This is a genomic window from Actinoplanes nipponensis, assembly GCF_016862275.1.
GTDB lineage: Bacteria > Actinomycetota > Actinomycetes > Mycobacteriales > Micromonosporaceae > Actinoplanes > Actinoplanes nipponensis.
This window is the reverse complement of record NZ_BOMQ01000065.1, coordinates 1-26,022: the sequence shown is the minus strand read 5'-3', so window position 1 is coordinate 26,022 and position 26,022 is coordinate 1. Positions and strand designations below refer to the sequence as shown.

The following is a 26,022-nucleotide window of genomic DNA, read 5'->3' as shown; positions in this document are numbered from 1 at the left end:
TCAAATAGAGGACTGACCGAGGTGGCGGGCCTGCAACTTGCACGGCGGTTCGGCCTGCAAGTTGCACGTTTCCTCGGTCACGGACCTGCTGCTCCAATGACGCCGCAACGGTTTGGTCTTCCGGCCCGCTTTCATTCATGGACGTTTTTAAGATCTCGGGGGAATTGTCTTCCTGTCGATCTCCGTGAGTGGAACTCTTCTAGCCAGAAGTAGCGCCAGCGACACGGACGGTGGTGGTACCGCATGCGCCCAGACGTTCTGGTCGGTCCGAGCGAGTGGGTGGTCGAGCAGTTCGGTGACAAGGTCGCCGCTGAGCTCTGGACCCGAGTTCCCGAAGCGTTGAGCACCGCAATCGACCGTGAGGTCAATGCTCACCCCGCCATGACGACGACCACCGAACGAATGCTCGCCAACCCACGGTGGCCGCTGCCGTACGAGGAGCTGGTCCTCTTTCTCGGCACCCTGCCGGGCGCCGAGATCATCAGCGTGCCGCGGTCGGTCTACCAGCTCGTCGTCATCAATGGCCACGTGGTGGTGCCGTGGTGCTACGGCCAGTCGGCCCGCATGTCCATGGCGGACGCCGAGGTGGGACGCTCCTTCGGCCGGCTCGCCCGCGAGCTGCTGCGCCGGTTCGGACCGCCCTGGCGGCGCTCGCAGGCCGAGGCGCCGCTGCCGCTCGACGCCGTCGACGAGCGGGAGGTCGCCAAGATCTGCGCGGCGATCTCGCGGATCGATCCGACGCCGGAGGTGGTGATCGCCGGGTTCGCCGGGGCGCCCAACCTGGGTCTGCTGCGCGCCTGCCTCGGCGAGATCAAGTCGACCGACAACGGCTCGCTCAACTGGAGCCACCTGGCCGACCTGCCGCTGCCGCCGCCGGTGATCCCGCGGCCGCGCCGCATGCAGTTCCCCTGACGCACGCCCCCCATCCGGCCCGCCGCCCGCGTCCCCCGCAGGCGGCGGGTCGCTTTGTCGCGGCCCCGGCGCTAGAGTCACCGATCTTGATCTCGGGGGAGTCGTCGTGCGCCGTTCCAGGGTTGTCACCACGTTGGCCGTCGCCGGCCTGCTGTTCGCCGTGGCCGGCCACGGCGTCGCGGCGGGCGGCACGATCAGCGCCCAGCGGGCCACAGCCGGGAGCGCCCAGCGGGCCTCAGCCGCGCCGGCCGCCCCGCCCAAGCGGGTCCAGCGGGCCGCGCCCGCGCCCGCGGTCCAGCAGGCGGCGGCGAAAGCCGACCTGCGGATCGGCGTCGGCGCACCCCAGTACGACAGCCCCGGCGGCACCGTCCCCACGATCGTGACCGTCTACGGCGTACCGAAATCCGCCAAGGTCGCGGTCTCCGCGACCGGCACCGGCGGCAGCACCGTCACCTGCGCCGGCCCGGTCTGGCGCAATCCTGTCCGCAGCACCGCCAGTCGCACCTGCTACCTGCGGCTGCCGGCCACGCCCGGCAGCTACCGGGTGCGCGGCAGCGCGGTCGTGACGACGGGCCGCGTGGTGCGAAAGGTCTCCGGCACCGGCTCGCGCCCCGTGGTCGCCGACGGCGTGGCCTCGCCCGAGCCGATGACCCCGGCGGACCTGCAGCGGATCGAGCGCTGCGGTAACACCACCGGCAACGTCTGGCTGACGTTCGACGACGGCGGCAGCACGGCCCAGGTCACCTCGATCCTGGCCACCCTGAAGCGCAACAACGTCAAGGCCCGGTTCTTCTTCCGCGGCGACTGGGCCCGCCGGAACCCGGCGCTGTTCCGCTCGATCAAGGCGGCCGGGCACGTCATCGGCAACCACACCGCGACCCACCCGGCGCTGAGCCGGATGGGCCGGACCAAGCTGGTCCAGCAGATCGGCGGGGGCACGGCCGCCACCGGTACGCCGAAACTGCTGCGACCGCCGTTCGGCGCCGGCGCGTTCACCACCCGCCTGCAGAACGTCGCCCGCGGCCAGGGGTACGAGCTGTGCCGCTGGACCATGGACACCTACGACTGGGACGGGCCGTCGGCCGCCGTGATGGCGGAGCGGATCAAGTACGGCGACCACCGCTCGCCGCCGGTCGGCGCGGGCGGCGTCATCCTCATGCACGGCCACGGCAAGCACACCGCGGCCGGCCTGCAGCGGATCATCGACACCGTGCGCGGGAAGAAGCTGAAGCTCCAGCCGCTCAAGTGACCGCGCGCGCACCGGAAGCGCTGGCAGCATGGTCGGCAGGACCCGACTGAGGAGCTGCCATGCCGCTTGACGACTTCGACCGGTACCCGCTGCTGTTCGGGCCGTCGCCCGTGCACCGCCTGGACCGGCTCACCCGCCATCTCGGCGGCGCGGCGATCTGGGCCAAGCGCGAGGACTGCAACTCCGGCATCGCGTACGGCGGCAACAAGACCCGCAAGCTGGAGTACCTGGTCGCCGACGCACTGGCCCAGGGCTGCGACACGCTCGTGTCGATCGGCGGCGTGCAGTCGAACCACACCCGCCAGGTCGCCGCCGTGGCCGCGTACGCGGGGCTGAAGTGCGTGCTGATCCAGGAGAGCTGGGTCGACTGGCCGGACAGTGTCTACGACAAGGTCGGCAACATCCTGCTCAGCCGGCTGGCCGGCGCCGACGTGCGGCTCGTGCGGGCCGGCTTCGGCATCGGCTTCAAGGAGAGCTGGGACCAGGCCATCGCGGAGGTGGAGGCGCGCGGCGGGAAGCCGTACGCGATCCCGGCCGGCGCCTCCGACCACCGGCTCGGCGGCCTCGGCTTCGCCGGCTGGGCGCGGGAGGTGGCCGAGCAGGAGGCGCAGCTCGGGGTCTTCTTCGACACGGTGGTGGTCTGCTCGGTGACCGGCAGCACCCAGGCCGGGATGATCGCCGGTTTCGCGGCGCTCGGCGACGACCGGCCGCGGCGGGTGCTCGGCATCGACGGGTCGGCCAAGCCGGCGGAGACCCACGACCAGGTGGCCCGGATCGCCCGCGCCACGGCCGCGCTCATCGGGGTGGGCCGCGACCTGCGCGACGACGAGATCCTGCTGGACGACCGCTACCACGCCGGCATCTACGGCATCCCCGACGAGGCCACGCTGGCGGCGATGCGGCTGGCCGCCCGCACCGAGGGCATGATCACCGACCCGGTGTACGAGGGCAAGTCGATGGCCGCCCTGATCGACCTGGTCACCCGGGGCGAGATCGGCCGGGACGCGACGGTCCTCTACGCCCACCTGGGCGGCCAGCCGGCGCTGAACGCGTACAGCGCCATCGTCTGAAATCGGCGGCGGCCGGGCCCGGAGCGGGTCACGCTGCCCGCTTGTCCCCGTGACCGGTCACCCGGCGTGGTTACCATGGCGCCCATGGGTGGTGACTGGCTGGCGGATGCGGTGATCTACGAAATCTATCCGCAGTCCTTCGCCGACTCCGACGGCGACGGCATCGGGGACCTGCGCGGCGTCATCGACCACCTGGACCACATCGCGTCGCTCGGCGTGGACACCGTGTGGTTCAACCCGTGCTTCGTCTCGCCCTTCGTCGACGCCGGCTACGACGTGGCGGACTATCTCACCATCGCGCCGCGGTACGGCACCAACGACGACATGGTCGAGCTGGTGGCCCGGGCGCGCGAGCGCGGCATCCGCGTCCTGCTCGACCTCGTGGCCGGGCACACGTCCATCGAGCACCCCTGGTTCCGGGCCGAGCTGGCCGCCGACGGGCCGGACCCGGCGGGCGACCGCTACATCTGGGTCGACGACCTGCCGGCCCGGGAATGGGCCGTCGACATCCCCGGTACGCCGGCCTGGGTGCGCTCGCCCGGGCCGCGCAAGGGCTGGTACCTGAAGAACTTCTACGACGAGCAGCCCGCGCTGAACTTCGGCTGGGTCGCCCGCCCGGACAACGAGCCGTGGCGCGCCGCGATCGACGCGCCGGGGCCGCGCCGCAACCGGCAGGCGCTCCAGGACGTGATGGCCTACTGGCTGGACCGCGGCGTGTCCGGCTTCCGCGTGGACATGGCGTTCTCGCTGGTCAAGGACGAGCTGTGGGCCGAGGGCGTGGCCCAGTCGGCCGCGTTGTGGCGCGAGATCCGCGAGTGGCTGGACGTCGCGTACCCGGAGGCGGTGCTGCTGCCCGAGGGCGCCGAGCCGCGGACCGGCCGGCCGCTCGCCTTCCACGCCGACTTCTTCCTGGTCATCCTGGCCGAGCACGCCAGCCTCTTCGACAACCACAGCGCCGGGCTGCTGCCGTTCCAGGAGCCGCGGGAGCCGTTCTTCGACGCGGCCGGCCGGGGCAGCACCCGGCTGTTCCTCGACGCCTGGGCGCGGGCCCGCGAGGCGGACCCGGGCCGGCCGATCGTCCTGGCCACCGCCGATCATGACTTCAACCGGCTGCGCACCGGACCCCGGACGCGCGAGCAACTGGGCGCCGCGCTGACGTTCCTGTTCACCTGGGGCAGCGTGCCGTCGCTGTACTACGGCGACGAGATCGGGATGCGCTATCTGCCGGGGATGCCCGATGTGGAGGGTGCGATCTGCAACCCGGCCTACAACCGGGCGGGGTGCCGCACCCCCATGCAGTGGGGCGACGGGCCCAACGCCGGCTTCTCCACGGCCGACCCCGAGCGGCTGTACCTGCCCGTCGACCCCGATGCCGACCGGCCCACGGTCGCCGCCCAGGAGGACGATCCCTCCTCGACCCTGGCCCTGGTCCGTGAGCTGGTGGCGCTGCGCCGGGCCACCCCGGCGCTGGGTGGCCGCGGCAGCACGCGCGTCGTCCACGAGGGATATCCGCTGGCCTACGTGCGCGGGGAGGCGTACCTGGTCGTCGTCAACCCGCGGCGTGAGGCCGCGACACTGACCGGACCCGACACCGTGGGCGTCACTCCGGTGTGGACCTCCGGGGTGCGGGTGTCGCCGGACGGGCTCACCGTGGCCGGCTTCGGCTACGGCGTCCTGGCCCTCGCCTCCGTCGGTTCCCCGGACTGACGGCGTGGCCTCCTACGTGGTGACCGGCGGCGGGCGCGGGGTCGGCCGGGCCCTGGTCGAACGGCTGGCCGGCGAGCACGACGCCGTGGCGGTGCTGGAGTTCGACCCGGCGGCGCTGGACTGGGTCGGCGCGCACCCGGCGGCGGACCGGATCCTGCCGGTGCTCGGCGACGCCGCCGACCCGGACGTGGCCGAGCGGGCCGCCGCCGTCGCCGAGGCGGCCGCCCCGCTGGCCGGCTGGGTCAACAACGCGGCGGTGTTCCGCGATGCGTGGCTGCACGAGGCGGGCCCGGCCGAGCTGCTCGCCCTGATCGGGCGCAACCTCGACCCGGTGGTGACCGGCAGCGCGGTGGCGGTCCGGCACTTCCTGGCCCGCGGCGGCGGCGCGATCGTCAACGTCTCGTCGCACCAGGCGCAGCGCCCGGTGCGGGGCGCGCTGGCGTACGCCACCGCCAAGGCGGCGATCGAGGGACTGACCCGGGCGCTGGCCGTCGACTACGGACCGCGCGGCATCCGGGTGAACGCGGTGGCGCTGGGTTCGATCGCCACCGAGCGCTCCGCGGAGCACGTCGCCGGGCTGGACGCGGCGGGGGCCGAGCACTTCGCGCGGGAGATCCGGCTGCTGCACCCGGTGGGCCGGATCGGACGGGCGGCCGAGGTGGCCGACGCGGTGGCGTTCCTGCTGTCGGAGGCGGCGAGCTTCGTCAACGGGGTGGTGCTGCCGGTGGACGGCGGCCGGGCCGCCCAGGGTCGCGATCCGGAGGAGGCCTGACGTCGGCAGCGCCAGGCCACCCGGCCCGCCGAGTCTCGGCAGCGGCCCCTCAGGCGGCGCCCGGCACCAGGTTCGCCGTGGTGAACGGCTCCCGGCGGGCGCGCATGTCGGCGTACGTCGTCACCGCGAGCGGAATCAGGAACACCCCCGCCAGCAGCGTGTACCCACCCTGCAGGATCGCGTTGATGACAGTGGCCGTGGTGTTCGGGGCGGACAGGCCGCCGCCGATGGTCACCGAGACCAGCGTGGTCAGCAGGTTCAGCACCACGCTGGACGCGAAGCTGAGGCCGAACAGCGTCGCGATGCGGCTCACCGAGACGCCCAGGTCGGCGTGGAACAGCTGGAAGCAGCGGCCGATCCCGGCGCCGCGTTCCAGCAGGACCACCAGCGGCAGCACGGCGAGCGCCGCGGCGACGTAGATGACCGGGAAGAAGCACAGCACGGTGGCCACGATCACGACCGGTACGGCCAGCAGGTACCAGCCCAGCATCGCCGGGAGGCGCTTGAGCCCGGCCAGCAGGGCCGGGCCGATCGGGTTGCCCCGGCGGCCGGTGGCGGTGAACACCACGATCTGGGCGTTGGCCAGGTGACCGACCACGTAGAACAGCCCGGCCGCGGCGGCCGCCGGCATCAGCGTGGTGAAGCCGGCGAAGATCAGCGAGAAGTCCGGCGGGCCGCCGGCCTCGATCGAGTTCTGCAGGCTGTCCTGGGCGGTCCGCTGCTCCTTCTGGAAGGCCACCAGGGCCGGCACCAGCAGCGCCAGGGTCGGCACGGCGATGAGCAGCTGGACCAGGGCGATCGGCCGCCAGGTGGCCTTGATCAGCGCGATGCTGCGGCGCCACCACCCGTTGTAGTCACCGCTGACCAGAGGGTCGGCGGGGTCGAACCCCACCGGTTGCGGGTAGGGGTACGGCTGGGGCTGGGGCTGGGGTGTGGCGGTCCAGTCCTGCCAGGCGCCCTGCTGCGGATCCTGCGACATGTTTCCCCCGGTAGCGTCGAGACGGCGGCGAAACCATAGCGGTGCGGGCGCCTCCCGCGCCGCCCCGTCCCGGCTGCGGACATCGGATAACCTGCGAAGAATGTCCGCGCCGCAGTCCGAGTCGCCCACCGTCATCCGGGACCGGGCCGTCGCCGTCGCCGTCTATCTGCTCGCCGTCCGCGCGCACATGGAGCGCCCGGCGCGGGTGGTGCCGGCCGACGCGTACCGTCTCGACGCCCTGCCGGCGCACCCGGCCTGCGAGGTCGGGCCCGCCGCCGACGGCAGCGGCTGGCTGCGGGTCGGCCTGCCCGAGCTGCCCGGCCCGGTCGCGGTCCCCGCCGAGCTGCGCCGCCGGCTCACCGAGATCAGCCCGGCCGACGAGCCCAAGGCCGACGGGCCGGACTTCGAGACCTGGCGGGAGACGGTGTGGCGGCCCTGGTCGGTCGCCAGCGCCGAGGCGGAACGGGTCCGCGTGCTGCACCGGCAGCTCTTCGACCTCATGCACCAGGTCGACATGGCCGCCGCCACCACCGAGCTGGTCTGGGGCCACGGCCTCCTGGAGACCGTCGTCGCCGGCCACCGGGTGCGCTATCCGCTGGTCGCGACGCCGGTGCTGATCGGCTACGACCCGGACCGCTCGCTGATCACCGTCTCGCCGCAGGGCCCGTCGCGGCTGCAGACCGACGCGCTGGCCGGCCTGGACGAGCGGTATCTGGGTCAGCTGCTGGCCCTGGCCGGCCCGGCCGGCACCCTCGAGGTGGACCTCTGGGACGACCTGGAACGCCGGGAGCTGTACGAGCGCGCCCTGGGCCGGCTCGGCTACGACCGGCGGGTGATCGCGCCCGGCGAGACCGCCACCGGTCCGCACCTGGTGGACACCGGCGTGCTGTTCGCCCGGCCCCGGCAGCGGCAGCTGCGCGGCTTCCTGGAGAGCCTGCGCGACCGGCTGCTGGCCGGCGACACCGCGGCCGTCGGCGCGCTGGCCGCGATCGTCGCGCACGAGCCCAGCAAGCTGCGGATGCCCGACGACCGGCCCGAGGCGTGGCGCCGGGTGGGGGAGCGGCTGCTCATGCCGCTGCCCACCAACGAGGCGCAGGAGTCGATCGCCCGCCGGCTCGCCCTGCACCGCAACGTGGCCGTGCAGGGCCCGCCCGGCACCGGCAAGACCCACACCATCCGCAACCTCATCTGCCACCTGATGGCCAACGGCAAGCGGGTGCTGGTCGTGGCCCAGAAGGAGGACCCGCTGCGGGTGCTGCGCGACGGCCTGCCGGCCGAGGTGCAGGCGCTCTGCCTGGCCGTGCTGGGCCGCACCACGGACCAGCTCGTGCAGCTGCAGCTGGCCGCGCGGGAGCTGTCCGACCGGGCGGCCACCCTGGACCAGCCCGCCGAGGCGGCCCGGGTCGAGCGGCTCACCCGCCGGCTCGAGGACGCCGAGCGGGAGCTTGCGGCGGCGCTGGGCGGGCTGCGCGCGATCGCGGAGAACGAGGCCGCGACGTACCGGATCGACGACGTGCGTCTCTCGCCGGCCGACGTGGGCGCCTGGCTGCGGGAGCGGGCCGCCGCGCACGGCGGCATCCCCGACCCGGTGACGCCGGCCGAGCGGCCGCCGCTGTCCGCGGACGAGTTCGCGACGCTGGTGCAGCTGGCCGCGCGGATCACGCCGGCCGACCGGGTGGCCGCGCTGCGCCCGCTGCCGGAGGTCGCGGCCCTGCCCGACGCGGCGACCGCGAGAAGCGCGCGGGCCGAGCGGGAGTCGGCCGCCGACCGCGTCGCCCGCCTGGAGCCGGCCGGGGTCGACACCGATGCGGTACGCGCACAGGGCCCCAGCCTCCTGCAGCAGCTGCGGGAGGGGCTGAAGGACGCGGTCGCGTGGCTGCACCGGCGCGAGGGCACGTGGACCGACCGGCTCGGCCGCCTGGTGGCCGACCCGCACTGGGCCCGGGTATGGACGGATCACGTGACGGCGACCGGTGACCTGCAGCGGTCGCTGGCCGAGCTGGCCCGCACGCTGGGCGGGCACCGGGTCACGGCCGCGGGCGCGCTGGCCGCCGAGCCGAAGAAGCTGCTGGCCGGCCTGGCCGAGCTGCGCGACCGGTTCGCCGCCGGCAAGGGCGTCAACCGCCTGCTGCAGGCCGGGCTGTACCGCGTCGCCGACGAGGTCCGGGTGGACGGCGAGCCGCTGCGCACGGTCGAGGACGCCGACCTGGCCACCGCCTGGGTCCGGCGCGGCCAGGCCCGGCGGCGCCTGGGCGAGCACTGGACCGAGTGGATCCAGCGGCTGGACATCCCGCCCCGGCCGGGCGACCCGGAGGTGTGGGCGGGCACGCTGCTGGCCGAGGCGGAACAGTCGCTGGGCTGGGATGCCCGGGACTGGCCCGAGTTGTCGGCGCGCCTGCGGGTGCTCGTACCCCAGGAGGAGCTGGACCTCGACGCCGGCCGGCTGGCCGAGGTCGCGGCCCTGCTGGACGACAGCCCGGTCGTCTTCGTGCTCGACGAGCTGGAGGCCCGGGACCAGGCGGTCGCCGACAGCCTGGTGCCGTGGCCGGCGCTGGCCGCCGCCTGGTTCGATCCGGAGCTGGCGGAGTGGGACGGCCGGGTCGCCGAGGCGCGCCGCCTGGCCGGCCTGCGCCCGGAGGCGGCCCGCCAGGTCGCGCTGCGCGACCGCCTCGCCGAGGTGGCGCCGGAGTGGGCCGCCCAGGTCGACGCCGGGCTGGTGCCGGCGGTGTCGGGCGAGCTGTGCCTGCGGGCCTGGCAGTGGCGGCAGGCCCAGACGTGGTTCGACCAGGTCGTCGGCAGCGTCGACCCGGCCGTGCTGAACCGCCGGGTCGAGCTGGCCCGGGACCGGATCCGCCGGCTCACCGGTGAGCTAGTGGTCGCCTCCGCGTGGCTGGAGGTGTCCCGCGCGCTCGACGACCGGCGGCGGGCCGCGCTGGCCGACTGGACCACCGCCCTGCGCAAGATCGGCAAGGGCACCGGCCGCAGCGCCGCGGCCTGGCAGGCCCACGCCCAGCGGGCCATGGAGTCGGCGGTCGAGGCCGTGCCGGTGTGGGTCATGTCGGTGGACCGGGCGATCGAGCAGTTCGCCGGGGGCGCCCACTTCGACGTGGTGATCGTGGACGAGGCGTCGCAGGCCGACCTGTTCGCGCTGCCGGTGCTGGCCCTGGCCGAACGGGCCGTGGTGGTCGGCGACGACCAGCAGATCGGCCCCCAGCTGGGCTTCGTCGGCTCGGTCGCCGGGCTGATCCACAGCCACCTGGACGACGTGCCGTCGGCCGAGCACTTCGACCCCGAGTCGTCGCTCTACGACCACGCGGTCCGCCGTTCACCGGAGCGGATCCTGCTCACCGAGCACTTCCGCTGCGTCCCGCAGATCATCGAGTTCTCGTCCCGGCACTACTACGACGGCAAGATCCAGCCGCTGCGCGCGGACCGCTCGCTGTTCGACCCGGTGCGGCCGGTGTTCGTCCCGGACGGGACCCGGCAGCCGCTGCCGCCGTACGGGGACGTCAACGTCGCGGAGGCCGACGCCCTCGTGGCGCAGGTGTCCGCCCTGGTGGCAGATCCGGCTTATCTCGGCAAATCGCTCGGCGTCATCAGCCTGCTGAGCACCAGCGGGCAGGCGTCCTACCTGCTGGCGGGCCTGCGCGAGGCGATCGGCGAGGACGAGATGGAAACGCGCCGGCTGCGGGTGGGCGACGCGTACACGTTCCAGGGCGACGAGCGCGACGTGGTGCTGGTGTCCATGGTCGTCTCCGACAACGACGGCCGGCCCGCGGCGTTCACCAAGCGCGAGTACCACCGGCGGATCAACGTGGCCGCGTCCCGGGCCCGCGACCAGCTCTGGATCTTCCACTCGGTACGGCCGTCGTCCCTGCTGGCCGACGACGCCCGGGCGCTGCTGCTGACCTACGCGCTGAACCTGCCGGTGCCGACCGCCGCCCCCGACCTCGAACTGCTCTGCGAGAGCGACTTCGAACGCGAGGTGCTGCGCCGGCTGGTCGGGCGCGGCTACCGGCCGACCCCGCAGTTCCGGATCGGCGGCTACCGCATCGACTTCGTGCTCAACGCCCCGGACGGGCGCCGGCTGGCGATCGAGTGCGACGGGGACGCGTACCACGGGCCGGAGCAGTGGGAGAGCGACATGCGCCGGCAGGCGGTGCTGGAACGGGTCGGCAACTGCGTGTTCGTGCGGATCCGGGGGAGCATCTTCGCGCGGGAGCCGGAGGCCGCGCTGCGCCCCCTCTGGCAGCGCATCGAGGAGCTGGGCGTGGCACCCTTCACGCCGCCTCGATCCGCGCCTTCAGACCCGAGTGCTCGGCCAGCAGGTTGAGCAGCGCGGGCCCGTCCAGCAGCTCGATCGGGCGGCCGGCCACCGCCTCGTGCGCCTCCACCTCGTACCCGTCGATCGCGACCAGGATGCCCTTGGTCGCGCCCGCCGCCGCGACCTCCTCGGCGAGCCCGGCCGCGGTGGCCGCGCTGACCGGCTTGCCGCGCTCGGCGTAGATGACGACCGCGCCGCCGAACAGCGGGCGCGGGTCGGTGGCCAGCCAGCGCGGGCCCTCGGCGGCCTCGCCCATCTCCAGGCCCATGTTGCCGAACAGGTCGCTGAGCAGCTGCTCGTAGTCGGCGTCGGGCAGGGTGGCCAGGTTGGGCCGCTCGTCGATGTCGGCCAGCACGTTGAACTCGCCGGTGTAGTCCTGGCCGGCCGCCCGGTCGAAGTCGAGCACCGGGGTGACCCCCTCCAGCTGGTCCGGCTGCGCGGAGAGCCCGGCGTGCAGGTGCTTGAGGCAGGCGACCGGGTCGACCCGGCGCAGCTTGATCGCGGCGAAGGTGTCGCGCTCGGCGCGCACCGAGACCAGGCAGGGGCGGATGAACTGGCCGGTGCGCCGGTCGACCGTGTCCACGATGCCGTTGAACAGCACCTCGCCGACCAGGCCGCCGCGGTCCGCCTCGATGATCTCGTGGATGGTCCGCAGCGCGACCATCGCGATGATCTCCGTGTACCGGCGGCGGATCTCGCCCTCGTCGCGCGGCACCGCCAGCACGTCGTCGTGCACCCGGTCGTAGCGGTACTCCTTGACCGCCGGGATCACCTCGACCGGGGGCAGGTGGTACTCGACCAGCAGCCGGCGCTGCTGCGCCACGAACGCCAGCCGGAAGTGCTGCGGGAAGTCGTCCGGGTAGACCGAGTTGCCCAGCACCATCGCGAAGTACTCGACCACCGACTCGGGGTCGGCGCCCGCCACGGCCGCCGCGAAGCGGTCCACCTCGGCGTTGTACGAGATCAGCTTGGCCTCGTAGCGGCTGCGGTTCTGCTCGTACTGGACCTCCCGGGCGGCGAGTTGCCGCAGCCGGCGGGTCTCGGCGTCCACCCAGCGGGCGCGGGCATCCTGATAAGCCCGTTTTGCGGCTTCCACCTGTTGCTGATGAATCCGCTCGCCGCCGAGGATCTTGCCCACCCCGCGGGGCTCCGGCGGGGCGAAACTCTCCCAGGCCGGCTCGGGTAGCGGCCGGCCCAGCTTGCCCGGGTCGAACGGCGGCACCTGCACCGGCTTCTTGAACCGGTCCAGGTCGATGTGGTCGTCGACGTCCAGCGTGGACAGCAGCAGCCCGTCCAGGTCGGACAGCCGGGCCCGCACGTCCGCGTTCGCCGCCGCCGCGTCGGCGGTGCGCGCCTCGGCGTACAGCCGGCGGTGCTCGCGCTGCTGCTCGGCGTCGGCGGCGGCCCGCTGGGCGGCCGCGGCCGCCAGGTCGGCGTTGCGCCGGATCAGCTGGCGCTGCTGCTCGGCGGCCGTCTGGGCCCGCTGCTCGGCGGCAGTCTGGGTCGCGTGCGCCCGCTGCATGTCCCGAATGATGCCCATGCGTCGTCGTCCTCGCTCACGTGTCCGAACAGCCACCATATCCACCGTCTCCGGATCTCGTTACACGGCGCACGCTTGTCGCGCCTTTGCGTGCATGTTGATCGTGGAAGGCGGGTAGGGGTCGCACAAGGTTCCACAGTCGGCACAGCAAGTAACTGTCCGTCATGGATTCGACGGTGACGCAGGGGGCGACGGACGTGGCGGAGCGGTCGACCGATCGGTCAATTTCCGGCCCTGAACGGTGGAGAACCTGCTGTTTGTTGTTTTGTTGGGCGAGCTGCGAAAACATTGTCGCGGGTGCCCACTGTTACATCGACCCGTGACGGGTCGTAATAGGTCAGGGGCACAGTTCACCGGGAGGGGAGGTAGCGGCGGCGCATGACGGCACCCGACGAACGCTTTCCCCGTCCCCGCGCCCTGCGCGACCGCCTCTCCCGTCGCCCCCGGCTGAGCCCCAACCAGGGTCCCCAACTACCCCTGCCCGAGCCCCGGACGCCGCCCGACGACGAGGCCTGGTTCACGTACCTCGGCGCCGGCGAGGAGATCGTCTGGTCGGACGCGCTCACCGGCCTGCTCGGCCGGCCGCCGGCCGGCGGCGAGCAGAGCCAGCAGATCCTGGCCCGGCACGTGCACGTCGACGACCACGCCAAGGCGCTCGGGGCGATCACCCGGGCCTGGACGACCCGCGAGCCCGTGCGCACGACGGTACGGCTGATGCGCGACGACGGCGGCTGGTTCGACGTGGACTGCCGGCTCGAACCGATCGTCGGCCCGGAGAGCACCGTGGTCGGCATGCACGGAACCCTGCGCGACGTGTCCGCCCGCGAACGCGCCCGGCGGGAGGTCGCCCGGCTGAGCCGCCGCGGGGAGACGGTGCAGGCGTCCGTCGTCGAACGTGACCCCGCCACCGGTCTGCTGACCCGCGCCCGCTTCGCCGACGAGGTGGACCGGGCGCAGCGCCGCGGCGGCGGTGCGGTGCTGGTGGTCCGGGTGGAACCGGACCGGGCCGAGGGCGCCGGCGCCGGCCGGCACGCCGACCTGCTGCAGCGCGCTGCCGGCGTACTGGAAGGGCTCGCCCGGCCCGACGACCTGCTGGGCCGGGCCGGCCCCAACGAGATCGCCGTGCTGCTGGCCGGCGCCTCCTGGGTGATGGCCCGCCGCCAGGCCGACCTGTTCGTGGAGGCCCTGCGCTCGCAGCCGTTCGTGCTGCCCGACGCGTGGCTGCGCGCCCGGGTCTGGGCCGGGCTGGTCCGCTTCCGCGCCGGTGGCGAGGCCGACAGCCACGACCTGCTGATCGACGCCGAACAGGCCTGGCGCCAGGCCCGCGACGCGGACCGGCCGCTGACCCTGGTCGCCGACCCGGTGCCGGCCCGCGACCGGCAGGGCACCTACCGCGACCGGGTCGCCGCCGCGCTCGGCACCGACCGGTTCACGCTGTTCGCCCAGCCCATCCTGGAACTGCAGACCAACCGGGTGCTGCGGCACGAGCTGCTGCTGCGCGTGCTGGACGAGGGCGACCACCCGCAGTCGCCGGAGCAGGTGCTGCAGGTCGCCGAGCGGCTGGACACGATCTACGACATCGACCTGTGGGTGGTCGAGCGGGCGATGCAGCTCGCGGCCGAGCGCACCGACCTCTGCGTGCAGATCAACCTGTCCGGCCGGTCGGTGGGCGACCCGCGACTGACCGCCGAGGTCGAGAACCTGATCGAGCGGTACGCGGTGAACCCCGAGCAGCTCACCTTCGAGATCACCGAGACGGCGCTGATCGGCAACCTGAGCGAGGCGCGCTCGTTCGCCGACCGGATCCGGGACCTGGGCTGCCAGCTGGCCCTGGACGACTTCGGCTCGGGCTACGCGTCGTTCCGCTACCTGCGGCTGTTCCCCATCGACCTGGTCAAGATCGACGGCGAGTACGTGGTGGACCTGGTCCGCAACCCGGAGGACCAGGTGCTGGTCCGGGCGTTGGTGCAGGTCTGCCAGGCGTACGGCATCCACACGGTGGCCGAGTACGTGCAGGACGAGGCGACGCTGCGGATGCTGCGCGAGTTCGGCGTCGACTTCGTGCAGGGTTACCTCATCGGCCGCCCGGCGCCGGTGGAGGAGTTGCGGCCGGCCCACCGGCTGCGGCGTTCAAACTTGCAGTGATCCGGGTACGTGACCGGTATGGAGCACTACACGATCGCCACCGTTGCCGAGAAGAACCCGGACTTCCGCCGCGTGCTGTGGACGGGCAAGCACACCCAGCTCGTGATCATGACGATCCCGCCGGGCGGCGAGATCGGTGAGGAGGTCCACGAGGTGGACCAGATCCTCACCTTCGTGAGCGGCGTCGGAGAGGCCAAGGTCAGCGGCCAGACCCGCCAGGTCAGCCAGGGCGACCTGGTGGTGGTCCCGGCCGGCCACAAGCACAACTTCACGAACGCGGGCCCGAACCCGCTCGTGCTGTACACGGTCTACGGCCCGCCCGAGCACGCCGAGGGTGCGGTGCACAAGACCAAGGAGCAGGCGGACGCGATGGAAGAGGCCGGCAAGGACGAGCCGCCGGCTTCCTGAGGCCCGGTCCGCGGAGATTTCGGTCGGAGACGGCCGCGCTGAGGTTGTCGAGCGCGGGCCGTCTCTTGCCGTGCCCGCCGGTTCTCCACTCCGGGCAGGTCGGCTCGGGCGTTCAGCCGACGTCGTCGGTGCCGGAGCGACACAGCGCCGGGACCGGCTGAGCCCCCCAGCCAGCCGGTCCCGGCGCCGCGCCGGAGGAGAAAGTCCCCGGCGACGATACTCTTGAGGCTTCAATAAAGTCGATCGAGCTGCCCGAATGTTCATCGCTCGTTTCCCCAAGGGGGGTCGGCGGCTCGTGGGCGGGTCCGCACGACCCGGGCGACCTTGCGCTACGCACGTCCAACTAACCTTCTGCCATGGTGGAGCCGCGGTGGTTGACCGACGACGAACAGCAGGCCTGGCGCCGCTTCATCGAGGTCCTCGTCAAGCTGCCGGCCGCGCTCGAGGGCCAGCTGCAACGGGATGCCGGCCTGACCCACATGGGCTACCTGGTGCTGGCCACGCTCTCCGAACGCGAGGATCGTCGCCTGCCGATGAGCCACCTGGCCCGCAAGGCCAGCGCCTCGCTGTCCCGCCTGTCCCACGTGGTGGCCCGCCTGGAAGCGCAGGACCTGGTTCGCCGCGAGCGTGACCCGGACGACGGCCGCGTGCAGATAGCGGTCCTGACCGACGCCGGCTTCGACAAGATCGTGGCGACGGCGCCCGGACACGTGGAGGCCGTGCAGCTGCTCGTCTTCGACCGGCTGACCCCGGCGCAGATCCGCCAGCTGGCCAAGCTCTGCGACGCGCTCCTGGAGGACCCGACCCCGGTCGAGTGAGCCCGCCGCGGCTGCGGGAGGCCGTCGGCGTCCGTCGCCGTTGCGGGAGGCCGGCGGCGTCTGCCGCCGTTGCGGGAGGCCGGCGGCGTCTGCCGCCGTTGCGGGAGGTCAGAAGCGTCCGCCGCCGCCCCGGCGTCCGCCGCCACCGCCGCCGCCCGACCGGCGACCCCGGCTGGCGCTGCCGCCGAAGCCGCCCCCGCCCCAGCCGCCCCCGCCCCAGCCGCCGCCGTAACCACCACCGCCGCCGCGGAACCCGCCGCCGCCGGCCAGGATCCCGCCGAGCACCGCCCCGGCGAACGCTCCACCGTCGAAGCCGCCCTGGCCCCCGTAGCCACCGCCGTACCCACCCCAGCTCTGCACGTCCGCCCGCGCGGCGTGGCCGGCGCTGGCCGCCAGCTGCTGGGCCTGCTGGGCCTCGGTCAGCGCGGCCGCCGGATCCGACGCGGCCAGGCCCTCGGCCAGCGCCAGGTGCCGTTGCGCCTCCGACAGGGAGGCCCGGGCGCCCGCGTCGACGGCCCCGCGCCGGGTGGTGATGAAGTCGCTCGCGGCCGCCACCTCCGCGCGCGCCACCGGCAGCGCCTGGGCGAGCAGGTTGCGGGCCCGCGCCGCGCGCTCGGCGGCGTCCCGGGCCTCGGCCAGCGCCCGGTCCAGTCCCGCGTCGGCTGCCTGCAGTGTCGCGACGGCCGTGACCGGGTCGGTCTGCGCCCCGGAGAGCTGGCGGCGCACCTCGGCGACCGCCTGCTCGGCGCCCGTCACCGCCGCGGCCAGCCCGGGCGGCACAGCGCCGCCGCCGGCCAGCGCGGCCCGGCCCGCGGCGATCTCCGCGTCGAGCTCGGCGATCAGGGCGTCCGCAGCGGCGCGCGCGGTGGACAGGTCGGAACCGGCCCGCTGAACCGCGGCCACCAACTGCTCGGCCTGCCCGACCGCCTGCTCGGCGGCCCGCACGGCCAGCGCCGCCTCGGCCCGGCTCCCGCCCGGCACCCCAGCCCGCCCGGCGCCGGGCAATCCGGCTCCAACCGGGTCCGTGCCCGGCCCGCCAACCGGCTCGGTGCCCGGCCCGCCAACCGGGTCCGTGCCCGGCCCGCCAACCGGCTCCATGCCCGGCGCCCCGGCCGGTCCGGTGTCCGGGACCCCGCCCGCGGAGTCGCCGGTCACCGCCGGGTCACCGTCGGCCAGCGCCGCCCGCGCCCGCCCCACCGCGTCAGCCGCGAACTGCAGGCGTTCCCGGGCCTGGTCGATGTTGGCCGAGATCGCGGTCACCGCCCGCCCCGCGTACCGGTGGGTCAGGTCCTCCAGCGCCGTCCCCGCCGCCGGCAGGGCGGCCTGCACCGCCTGCCGGCGGCGTTCCACCTCGTCGGCCACCTGGGCGGCCCGGCCCTCCAGGTCGCGCAGGCGGTCGAACGCCTCGGACTCCGCGTCCAGCCGCTCGTCGGCCGCCCGGCACTTCGCGATGATCTCGCCCAGCGTGCGGCGGCGGGTCTCCTCGTCAGGGGCGGGCTCCTCCTCCAGGGTCATCCGCAGCCGGAACGCCTCCGCGACGTCCTGCCGGGAGGCGTCCAGGGCGGTCCGGAAGGGCGCCGTGGCCTCCGCGCCGTACTGCGCCGCGGCCAGGGCCAGCTCGCTCTCGCTGGCGCGCAGGTCGTCGTCCAGCTCGATCAGCAGGGCGTTCGCCGTCGCCGTGAGCTCCTCGGTGGGCGGGCCGGTGACCGGGGGCGGGGTGGGCCGGGCGCGGCGGCGCCGGCGCAGCAGCACCCAGACCAGCGCGCCCGCGATCACCACCGCGAGGATGATCAGGACCCAGGCCAGCGAGCCGCTCGAGGACGATCCCGTGGCCGCCTCGGCATAGCCATCGGTGGCCGCGATCACGGCGCCCGACCAGTCGCCGCGGGCCAGGGCGGGCTCGATGTCGTCGTCCGCCACGGCGGCCAGCTCGGCGTCGGAGAGCCGGGAGTCCTGCGCGAACGAGTACGCGTACGACCGGTCGCCGGTGGCCACCGCGAGCAGCGCGTCGCGGTCGCCCAGGTCGCTCAGCCGGGCCGTCTCGTCGGTCCACTGCTGGGCCGGGGTGCCGTCGAACGAGTCGACGAACACCACGAAGAGCTGGATGCCGGTCTCGGAGCGCAGGCGGGCGAGGGCCGTGTCGACCGCGGCGGCGCGGACGCCGAGCGCGCCCGCCTCGTCGGTCACCTGGGTGGGCAGTCGCATCGGCGCGTCCGCCCGGGCCGGCGCGGGCACCAGGAGCAGGGCCAGGACGGCGATCAGCGTGCGGAGCGCGACAGTCACCTGCCCAACTTAGAACCTGGGTCCGACAGAACGCGCGCCGAGCCGGAGGTGAGAAGGTGGGAACCATGAGCCAGCGAGTCAACGGAGTCATCGCCCGGGCGAAGGGCGCGCCAGTCGAAGTTGCCACGATCATCGTGCCGGATCCCGGCCCCGGCGAGGCCGTGGTCAAGATCCAGGCCTGCGGGGTCTGCCACACCGACCTGCACTACCGCGAGGGCGGCATCAACGACGACTTCCCGTTCCTGCTCGGCCACGAGGCCGCCGGGATCGTCGAGTCGGTCGGCGCCGGGGTCACCGACGTGGCGCCGGGCGACTTCGTGGTGCTGAACTGGCGCGCGGTCTGCGGCGACTGCCGCGCCTGCCGCAAGGGCAAGCCGTGGTACTGCTTCAACACGCACAACGCGGCGCAGAAGATGACGCTCGAGGACGGCACCGAGCTCTCGCCCGCGCTGGGCATCGGCGCGTTCGTGGAGAAGACGCTGGTGCACGCCGGCCAGTGCACCAAGGTCGACCCGCGGGCCCGGCCCGCCGCCGTCGGCCTGCTCGGCTGCGGCGTGATGGCCGGCATCGGCGCGGCGATCAACACCGGCGGGGTCACCCGCGGCGACTCGGTGGCCGTGATCGGCTGCGGCGGGGTCGGCGACGGCGCGATCGTGGGCGCCGCGCTGGCCGGCGCAACCACGATCATCGCCGTCGACACCGACGAGCAGAAGCTCGAGTGGGCCCGCAAGTTCGGCGCGACGCACACCGTCAACGCGCGGGACAAGGACGTGGTGGCCGCCGTGCAGGAGCTGACCGGTGGCCACGGGGCCGACGTGGTGGTCGAGGCGGTCGGCCGCCCGGAGACGTACAAGCAGGCGTTCTACGCCCGCGACCTGGCCGGGACGGTCGTCCTGGTCGGTGTGCCGACCCCGGAGATGACGGTCGAGCTGCCGCTGCTGGACGTCTTCGGCCGCGGTGGGGCGCTCAAGAGCAGCTGGTACGGCGACTGCCTGCCGACCCGCGACTTCCCGATGCTGACCGAGCTCTACCTGCAGGGCCGGATCGACCTGGACGCGTTCGTCTCGGAGGAGATCCGCCTGGACCAGGTCGAGGAGGCCTTCGCCAAGATGCACAAGGGCGGCGTGCTGCGTTCGGTGGTGCTCTTCTGATGCGGGTCGATCACGCGGTCACCCACGGGACCTTCTCGCTGGACGGCGAGACGTTCGACGTCGACAACAACGTCTGGGTGGTCGGCGACGACCGGGAGTGCGTGGTCATCGACGCTCCGCACGACGTCCGGGCCATCCTCGACGCGGTCTCCGGCCGGCGGGTCGTCGCCATCGTGCTCACCCACGCCCACGATGATCACGTACGGGTGGCTCCCGAGCTGGCCCGGCAGACGGGCGCGCCGATGCTCCTGCACCCCGAGGAGGAGGTGCTGTGGAAGCTCGTGCACCCCGGTGAGCCGATGCCGGCGCCGCTGGCCGACGGCGACGAGATCGCTGTCGCCGGCGGGACGCTGCGGGTGCTGCACACGCCCGGGCACAGCCCCGGCGCGGTCTGCCTCTACGCCCCCGCCCTGGGCTGCGTCTTCACCGGTGACACCCTGTTCCAGGGCGGTCCGGGCGCCACCGGCCGCTCGTACAGCGACCGCCCGACGATCGAGCGCTCGATCCGCGAGCGGCTGCTCACGCTGCCGCCCGAGACCGTGGTGCACACCGGCCACGGCGCGGACACGACCGTGCGGGCGGAGGTCTTCTGAGGGCTCAGGCGGCCCGGGCGTAGGCCGGCACGCTGCGGTCGGCGAGCAGGTCCAGCGCCAGGGCGGCGGTCCAGCTGAACGCCGGGGCGCCGATGCCCGCGCCGGTCCGCGGGTGGTAGTACTCGAAGTGCCCGGAGGCGTGCACCAGGCGGATCATCGCCAGCCGCAGCTCCTCGGCCTCGTCCCGGAAGCCGTGCACCAGCATGCCGCGCCGCAGCAGCCAGTTCGCGTTGATCCAGATCGGCCCGCGCCAGTAGCGCAGCGGGTCGAAGTCGGTGGCCGTCCGGTCGTAGCTGGGCAGCGGCAGGCCGGTCTGCGCCGGCAGGCCGAAGCGTGCCGACCGGGCCTCGGCCATGATCGCCCGCGCCTGCCCGGCGGGCAGGTCGGGCAGCAGCAGCGGCATCAGGCCGTTGATGCACCGGGCCGGGCTGAGGGTACGGGTACGCACGTCGCGGGACCGGAACGTGCGGGTCGCCGGGTCGAACAGGTGCCCCGAGATGGCCGTGGTGATCCGTCGCGCCCGTTCCCGGTGCTGCGCGGGATCGGCGCCGACGACCTTGGCGATCTGCACCAGGGCCAGCTCGGCCGCCGCGAGGATCGCGTTGAACGACGGGCACTCGACCACGAAGCCGTGGCGGTGGGCCAGGGCCGTGTCCGCGTAGCCGCCGTCGCGGTAGCCGGCCGCCAGGCCGACGTACCGGGCGTAGTCGATGTCGGTGGGCCGGTGCGCCGCGTCCGCGTTCTCGATGTCCCGCCGCCGGAAGCGCTCCAGCAGCGCCGGGTCGGCCGGCACGGCCGCCAGGGCCGCGTCCCAGGACGGGCTGTTGTCCAGGCCCGACTCCCACGGGTGCACGACGCTGGCCAGGCCGTCGCCGCCGGCGTCCCGCCGGCCGGTCAGATACTCCTGCTGGGCGACCAGGCGGGGGTAGAGCCAGGCGAGCTGCTCGCCGGACTCGCGGGCGCAGACGGCGCCGTGCGCCACGGCCCGGCGGTAGACCTCCCACGCGGCGACCGCGTGCAGCGGCGGCTGCACGAGGCCGGTGCTGCCGCGGGCGGGGCGGCCGCCGTACGCGGGGACGTCCCAGAAGCCCGGCCCGGGGAAGTAGTCGTCCTCCGCGGTCCGCGGGTCGAAGACGATGTGCGGCACCCGGCCGTCGGGCCACTGGGCCGCGAACAGGCTGCGCAGGTCGCGCCAGGCCCGGGTCGGGTTGACCGAGGCCAGCCCCACGGCGATGAAGGCGGTGTCCCAGCTCCACTGGTGCGGGTACAGGCCCCGCGAGGGCACCATGTGATCGGTGGACCAGTTGGTCTCGAGGACTCGGACGGCGGAGTTCCAGAGGTCAGCAGACATATCCGTCTTCACAGCGCTGGGTGGAACGAGCTTCGGGCGATGCATCTGTCTCTAGCCCTTTCCGCCGCCGGGATCGGTAAACCAGCTCGATCGGCTGTCCCGGCCCCCGCTGAAGAAAAACGGCGGCCGGGATTCAGGCGTCGATCGAGAGCCACAGCCGGCTGCGGCGGCCCGGCAGGTAGGGCGAGTCCAGGCGCTTCGCGACGACGCCGGGCAGGCCCTGGGCCCGGGCGGTGTCGAGCGCGAACGAGCCGCCGCCCGGGAAGTACGGCGGGGTCTGCCAGTGGTCGCCGCTGACGTTCAGCCCGTCGAGCAACTCCCGGCGCTCGGCGTAGCGGACCAGCTCGACGGTGGAATGCCCTTCCAGCCAGAGCAGGTCGTACGCCAGGAACTGCACCGGCGTCCGCTCGGCGGCCCGGCGCGCGGCCGCCGAGTCCCGCGGCGCCTTGCGGCGTTCCAGCAGCTCGGGCGCGATCCGGGCGCCGTCGAAGGCGACGATCTCGCCGTCCAGTACGGCTTCCAGCGGGGCCAGCGCCTCGCCCAGCGGCCGCAACTCCGGGTACCACGACGTCACGTCCGTGCCGTCGGCCGCGGCGAGCCGGACCCGGCCACCGGAGACGTACCCCAGGATGCGGCGGCCGGCCCAGCTCAGCTCGTACCCCCAGTCCTCGTCGTCGGGCGGCAGCCCGGCGGACCGGACCGCCAGCATGGGCTCGACGGTCTCGGGCATGGCCTGCCAGCCGGGCTCGGGCGGGTCCATCCGGCGGACCATCCAGTCGTTGCCGCCGGTCCGGAAGAAGACGTACCGGCCGTTGGTGCGCTCGCCGTGGAAGGTGACGCCGATCTCGTCGTCGCGCCACTTGTCGCTGGAGTAGGTGCCGTGATCGTGGATCGACATCCGGCCCCCGCCGTACTCGCCGGCCGGGATCTCGCCCGCGAAGGTGAGGTACTCCAGCGGGTGGTCCTCGGTGTGTTTGGCCAGGTTGTTGCGGCCCCGGTCGCGCGGCAGCCCGCGCGGGACGGCGAACGAGACCAGCACGCCGTCGCGCTCCAGCCGGACGTCCCAGTGCAGGCTGCGGGCGTGGTGCTGCTGGATGACGAACCTGTCGCCGCTGCTCGGCCGGGGTCGGCCGCGGGGCACGGGCTCCGGGGTACGCCGGGCGTCTCGCTTGCGCCGGTACTCCTCCAGCTGGTCGGTCACGGGCCAATTGTCCGCCCGAGTTACACGGTTGTCATTCGGAGAAGTTGTCACACCCTCGTGTCAGGGTCGGCCCATGTACGTCGAATGGGCCGCGCAGCTCCCGCACGTCGTCGCCTGGCGCAGCACGGTGCCGCCGGGCCGGCCGGTCAAGCGGATCCTGCCCGACGGCTGCCTCGACCTGATCTGGCACGAGGGCTCGGTCTTCATCGCGGGCCCGGACACCACCGCTCAGCTCGGCACGGCCCCGCCGGGCGCCCGGTTCGCCGCCCTGCGCTTCGCCGCCGGGACGGGCCCGGGCGTGCTGGGCGTCCCGGCCGATGAGCTCACCGATCAGCAGGTGCCGCTCGACGCGGTGTGTCCGGCGGCGGAGGCGCGTGCGGTGGCCGAGGCGGCGGATCCCGTCGCCGCGCTGGAGGCGTTCGCGCTCCGGCGCTGGCAGGAACCGGACCGGGCGATGGTGGCGGTGGCGGCCGCCGCCCGGGCCGGCCGCCCGGTCGGCGCGATCGCCGACCGGTGCGGCCTCAGCCCGCGCCACCTGCAACGACGGTGCCGGAGCAGCTTCGGGTACGGCCCCAAGACGCTCGCCCGGATCCTGCGGTTGCAGCGGGCCGTGGCCCTGGCCCGCGCCGGCCGCCCGTTCGCCGAGGTCTCGGTGTCGGCGGGCTACGCCGACCAGGCCCATCTCTCGCGGGACGTGCGGGCGCTGGCCGGGGTGCCGCTGGGTGAGCTGGTCGGCTAGCCGGGCTCGCGGTTGCCGCCGGGCAGCGGGGCGAACAGGTCGATGAAGGTCCCGTCCGGGTCCAGCACGACGGCGTAGCGCTGTCCCCACGGCGCATCCCAGGGCGCTAGGTGCGAGCGGTGACCCGCGCCGACCAGCTCCGCGTGGGTCCGGTCCACCTCGGCCGGGTCCGCGCAGCGGAAGGCCAGCGTGCCGCCCGGGTGCGGCGTGAAGGACGGGTCGAAGGAGCGCATCGTCTCGTGCGTGTCGACCAGCAGCCGGAGCCCGCCGGCGAGTTCCGCCTCGACGTGCGGTTCCTGGTCGGCGCCGGCCGGGAAACCGATGCCCAGCCGGCGGTAGAACGCGAGTGACTTGCCCATGTCGGCCACTGTGAGGCCGATCGCAGCGAAGGTAGGTGCCATGGCAGCGACGCTAGGCGTGACCCGAAGCGCCCGTCTTGAACAATTCGGACGCACCCATGATCGCGACTTTCGCGCTCCGGTGGCGGCCTGTAGTGTCTTGGCTCCGACGCGTATCGACCACCCCTCGGAGGCGTTGCCGCGATGACCTTGCGCATCCTCGTAGTGGGCGCCGGCATCAGCGGCCTCGCGGCGGCCCGGGGTCTGCGGGTCGCGGGCTTCCGGCCCGACGTGGTCGAGGAGCTGCCCGCCACCACCGTCCCGGGCGCCGGCATCTTCCTGCCGGGCAACGCGTCGCGGGCCATCCGCCAGCTCGGCCTCGACGCCCCGCTGCGCCCCCTCGGCGACCTGATCTTCCGGCAGGTGTTCCAGGATTCCGCCGGCGACGAGCTGTTCGAGGTCGACCTCGCGGCGTTGTGGGCGGGCGTCGGCGAGAGCCGCGCGCTCTCCCGGGCCGACCTGCAGCAGGTCCTGCTCACCAGCGTCGGCGGCGAGGTGAGATACGACACCGCGGTCCGCGAGCTGGAGATCGTCGACGGCGGGGTCAAGGTCGAGTTCGGCGACGGCGCCATCGCCGAGTACGACCTGGTGATCGGCGCGGACGGGCGGCGTTCCACGATCCGGGCCAAGGCCGGGCTCGGCGCGGCGGCGGTCCCCACCGGCCAGATCGTCTACCGCAGCGTGGTCAGCGGCGGCCCGTCCCTCAGCGACTGGACCTGTCTGCTCGGCCGGCGTTCCCAGTTCGTCGCGATGCCGATGGGTGGGCGGCGGCTGTACGTGCACGCGGACGAGACGGTCGATCCCGGGACGCCGAACCCGCCGGACCCGCTCGCGCACGTGCGGGAGCTGTTCGCCGACTTCGGCGGCGCGGTGCCGGCCGTCCTCGCCGCGATGGAGAAAGTGCAGGTCGCCCGCACCGACGAGGTCGTGCTGGACGGCTGGACGAGGGGCCCGGTGCTGCTGGTCGGCGACGCGGCCCACGCCACCGCGCCGACCCTGGCCCAGGGCGCGGCGATGGCGCTCGAGGACGCCGTGGTGCTCGGCGAGGTGCTCAAGGCCACCCCGCACGACGTGCCGGCCGCCCTGCGGGCCTATGAGCAGCGCAGACGGGATCGCTGTGCCCAGGTCCGGGAGCACACCCGCGAACGGGACCGGACCCGTGACGTTCCTCCGGCGCAGCGCGACCCTATGCTGCGGAGGCGGGGTCAACGGATCTTCGCCGATCAGTACCGGGGACTCGTCGAGCCGTTCTGAGACCCGGGTGCACTTTGGTCACCCCGCGCCCGCCGGGGGTCGGCGGGCGGCTATTCTGCCTGCGAGGTACGCCTTCGAACTCGGGTGTACGCAGTGGGACGAACGAGACACCGGAGGCTATCCGTGACGACCGTTGCGCCTAAGCCGATCGTGACCCGGCCTTGGCCGGTACGGCAGCAGGTCAAGGGCTCGGCCCTCGCGCGGATCCTGCGGACGACGGACGCGAAGCAGATCGGGATCATGTACATGATCACGGCCTTCGTGTTCTACATCCTCGGCGGATTCATGGCCCTGCTCATGCGCACCGAGCTGGCCCGCCCGGGCATGCAGGTGCTCTCGCCGGAGCAGTACAACCAGCTGTTCACGATGCACGGCACGATCATGCTGCTGTTCTTCGCGACGCCGATCGTGTTCGCCTTCGCGAACTTCGTGGTGCCGATCCAGATCGGCGCGCCCGACGTGTCGTTCCCGCGGCTCAACGCGTTCGCGTACTGGCTGTACCTGTTCGGCGGCACGCTCACCATCAGCGGCTTCCTGACCCCGGGGGGCGCGGCCGACTTCGGCTGGTTCGCGTACACCCCGCTCAGCAACTCGCTGCACTCGCCGGGCATCGGCGGCAACATGTGGGTGGTGGGCCTGGCGCTGTCCGGCCTGGGCACCATCCTCGGTGGCGTCAACATCATCACCACGATCATCACGCTGCGCGCCCCGGGCATGACGATGTTCCGGATGCCGATCATGACCTGGAACATCCTGGTCACCAGCCTGCTCGTGATCATGGTGTTCCCGTTCCTGGCCGCCGCGCTGTTCGCGCTGGCCGCCGACCGGGTGCTCGGCGCGCACGTCTTCGACGTGGACACCGGCGGCCCGATGCTGTGGCAGCACCTGTTCTGGTTCTTCGGCCACCCCGAGGTCTACATCATCGCGCTGCCGTTCTTCGGCATCATCACCGAGGTCATCCCGGTGTTCAGCCGCAAGCCGGTGTTCGGCTACAAGGGTCTGGTCGGCGCGACCCTGCTGATCGCGGCGCTGTCGATGAGCGTGTGGGCGCACCACATGTTCGTCACCGGCCAGGTGCTGCTGCCGTTCTTCAGCTTCCTCAGCTTCCTCATCGCGGTCCCGACGGGT

At 73.6% G+C, this 26,022-nt stretch carries 20 protein-coding genes; 14 read left to right on the top strand and 6 right to left on the bottom strand.

The genetic code is table 11. The annotated features are described in order from the left end of the window. The first annotated feature begins 243 nt into the window (after window positions 1-243). The 5 genes from Ani05nite_RS28185 (at window position 244) to Ani05nite_RS28165 (ending at window position 5,710) form a co-directional block, all read left to right on the top strand. A complete protein-coding gene (locus Ani05nite_RS28185; protein WP_203773294.1) occupies window positions 244-912 on the top strand; it encodes a hypothetical protein in 669 nt (222 codons plus the stop codon). Window positions 913-1,018: 106 nt separating this feature from the next. Beyond that, window positions 1,019-2,161: a polysaccharide deacetylase family protein gene (locus Ani05nite_RS28180; protein WP_203773292.1), complete on the top strand. Its 1,143-nt coding sequence runs from the start codon at window positions 1,019-1,021 to the stop codon at window positions 2,159-2,161. Window positions 2,162-2,220: 59 nt separating this feature from the next. Continuing rightward, a complete protein-coding gene (locus Ani05nite_RS28175) occupies window positions 2,221-3,231 on the top strand; it encodes a 1-aminocyclopropane-1-carboxylate deaminase (RefSeq protein WP_203773290.1) in 1,011 nt (336 codons plus the stop codon). Between the two features lie 84 nt (window positions 3,232-3,315). After that, a complete protein-coding gene (locus Ani05nite_RS28170; RefSeq protein ID WP_203773288.1) occupies window positions 3,316-4,938 on the top strand; it encodes an alpha-amylase family glycosyl hydrolase in 1,623 nt (540 codons plus the stop codon). Window positions 4,939-4,942: 4 nt separating this feature from the next. Then, window positions 4,943-5,710: an SDR family NAD(P)-dependent oxidoreductase gene (locus Ani05nite_RS28165; protein ID WP_203773286.1), complete on the top strand. Its 768-nt coding sequence runs from the start codon at window positions 4,943-4,945 to the stop codon at window positions 5,708-5,710. A gap of 49 nt (window positions 5,711-5,759) precedes the next feature. On the opposite strand, the gene Ani05nite_RS28160 is transcribed toward Ani05nite_RS28165, so the two are convergent. Further along, window positions 5,760-6,689, bottom strand: a complete 930-nt coding sequence (locus tag Ani05nite_RS28160) for a hypothetical protein (RefSeq protein WP_203773284.1) — start codon at window positions 6,687-6,689, stop codon at window positions 5,760-5,762. A gap of 100 nt (window positions 6,690-6,789) precedes the next feature. On the opposite strand from Ani05nite_RS28160, the gene Ani05nite_RS28155 reads away from it, so the two are divergent. Beyond that, window positions 6,790-11,022 (top strand): PDDEXK-like endonuclease domain-containing protein, encoded by a 4,233-nt coding sequence (locus Ani05nite_RS28155; RefSeq protein WP_203773282.1) that lies wholly within the window; start codon window positions 6,790-6,792, stop codon window positions 11,020-11,022. Here Ani05nite_RS28155 and Ani05nite_RS28150 read toward each other — a convergent pair. Beyond that, window positions 10,970-12,553: a restriction endonuclease gene (locus tag Ani05nite_RS28150; protein ID WP_203773280.1), complete on the bottom strand. Its 1,584-nt coding sequence runs from the start codon at window positions 12,551-12,553 to the stop codon at window positions 10,970-10,972. The two genes, Ani05nite_RS28155 and Ani05nite_RS28150, sit on opposite strands and share 53 nt — an antisense overlap. 378 nt (window positions 12,554-12,931) lie before the next feature. On the opposite strand from Ani05nite_RS28150, the gene Ani05nite_RS28145 reads away from it, so the two are divergent. From Ani05nite_RS28145 to Ani05nite_RS28135, 3 genes are all read left to right on the top strand, one after another. Continuing rightward, complete coding sequence (locus Ani05nite_RS28145; protein WP_203773278.1) at window positions 12,932-14,698, top strand: EAL domain-containing protein; 1,767 nt, start codon at window positions 12,932-12,934, stop codon at window positions 14,696-14,698. Between the two features lie 18 nt (window positions 14,699-14,716). Next, complete coding sequence (locus tag Ani05nite_RS28140) at window positions 14,717-15,106, top strand: cupin domain-containing protein (RefSeq protein WP_203773276.1); 390 nt, start codon at window positions 14,717-14,719, stop codon at window positions 15,104-15,106. A gap of 356 nt (window positions 15,107-15,462) precedes the next feature. Beyond that, window positions 15,463-15,924: a MarR family winged helix-turn-helix transcriptional regulator gene (locus Ani05nite_RS28135; protein ID WP_203773274.1), complete on the top strand. Its 462-nt coding sequence runs from the start codon at window positions 15,463-15,465 to the stop codon at window positions 15,922-15,924. Between the two features lie 108 nt (window positions 15,925-16,032). Here the strand turns inward: Ani05nite_RS28135 and Ani05nite_RS28130 are convergent, their stop codons facing one another. Then, window positions 16,033-18,207, bottom strand: a complete 2,175-nt coding sequence (locus Ani05nite_RS28130) for a TPM domain-containing protein (RefSeq protein WP_239130692.1) — start codon at window positions 18,205-18,207, stop codon at window positions 16,033-16,035. A gap of 65 nt (window positions 18,208-18,272) precedes the next feature. On the opposite strand from Ani05nite_RS28130, the gene Ani05nite_RS28125 reads away from it, so the two are divergent. Further along, the gene (locus Ani05nite_RS28125; RefSeq protein WP_203773272.1) at window positions 18,273-19,358 is read left to right on the top strand and encodes an S-(hydroxymethyl)mycothiol dehydrogenase; all 1,086 of its coding nucleotides are present in this window, start codon (window positions 18,273-18,275) and stop codon (window positions 19,356-19,358) included. Beyond that, the gene (locus tag Ani05nite_RS28120; protein ID WP_203773270.1) at window positions 19,358-19,951 is read left to right on the top strand and encodes an MBL fold metallo-hydrolase; all 594 of its coding nucleotides are present in this window, start codon (window positions 19,358-19,360) and stop codon (window positions 19,949-19,951) included. Before Ani05nite_RS28125 ends, Ani05nite_RS28120 begins: the two co-directional genes overlap by 1 nt. Window positions 19,952-19,955: 4 nt before the next feature. Here Ani05nite_RS28120 and Ani05nite_RS28115 read toward each other — a convergent pair whose 3' ends face one another. After that, complete coding sequence (locus Ani05nite_RS28115; protein ID WP_203773268.1) at window positions 19,956-21,302, bottom strand: MGH1-like glycoside hydrolase domain-containing protein; 1,347 nt, start codon at window positions 21,300-21,302, stop codon at window positions 19,956-19,958. Window positions 21,303-21,435: 133 nt separating this feature from the next. After that, window positions 21,436-22,503, bottom strand: coding sequence for a DNA polymerase ligase N-terminal domain-containing protein (locus Ani05nite_RS28110; RefSeq protein WP_203773267.1), 1,068 nt, complete (start codon window positions 22,501-22,503; stop codon window positions 21,436-21,438). 73 nt (window positions 22,504-22,576) lie between these two features. Between Ani05nite_RS28110 and Ani05nite_RS28105 the strand changes: the two genes are divergently transcribed. Beyond that, entirely contained in the window at window positions 22,577-23,242 is a 666-nt protein-coding gene (locus Ani05nite_RS28105; RefSeq protein ID WP_203773265.1) for a helix-turn-helix transcriptional regulator, read from the top strand. Here the strand turns inward: Ani05nite_RS28105 and Ani05nite_RS28100 are convergent. Continuing rightward, a complete protein-coding gene (locus Ani05nite_RS28100; protein ID WP_203773263.1) occupies window positions 23,239-23,643 on the bottom strand; it encodes a VOC family protein in 405 nt (134 codons plus the stop codon). The genes Ani05nite_RS28105 and Ani05nite_RS28100 overlap by 4 nt on opposite strands. Window positions 23,644-23,784: 141 nt before the next feature. On the opposite strand from Ani05nite_RS28100, the gene Ani05nite_RS28095 reads away from it, so the two are divergent. Together Ani05nite_RS28095 and Ani05nite_RS28090 are read left to right on the top strand one after the other, a co-directional pair. Next, window positions 23,785-24,894, top strand: coding sequence for an FAD-dependent monooxygenase (locus Ani05nite_RS28095; protein ID WP_203773261.1), 1,110 nt, complete (start codon window positions 23,785-23,787; stop codon window positions 24,892-24,894). Between the two features lie 123 nt (window positions 24,895-25,017). Next, window positions 25,018-26,022: cbb3-type cytochrome c oxidase subunit I (locus Ani05nite_RS28090; RefSeq protein ID WP_203773258.1), on the top strand; the 1,005-nt coding region annotated here is incomplete at its 3' end.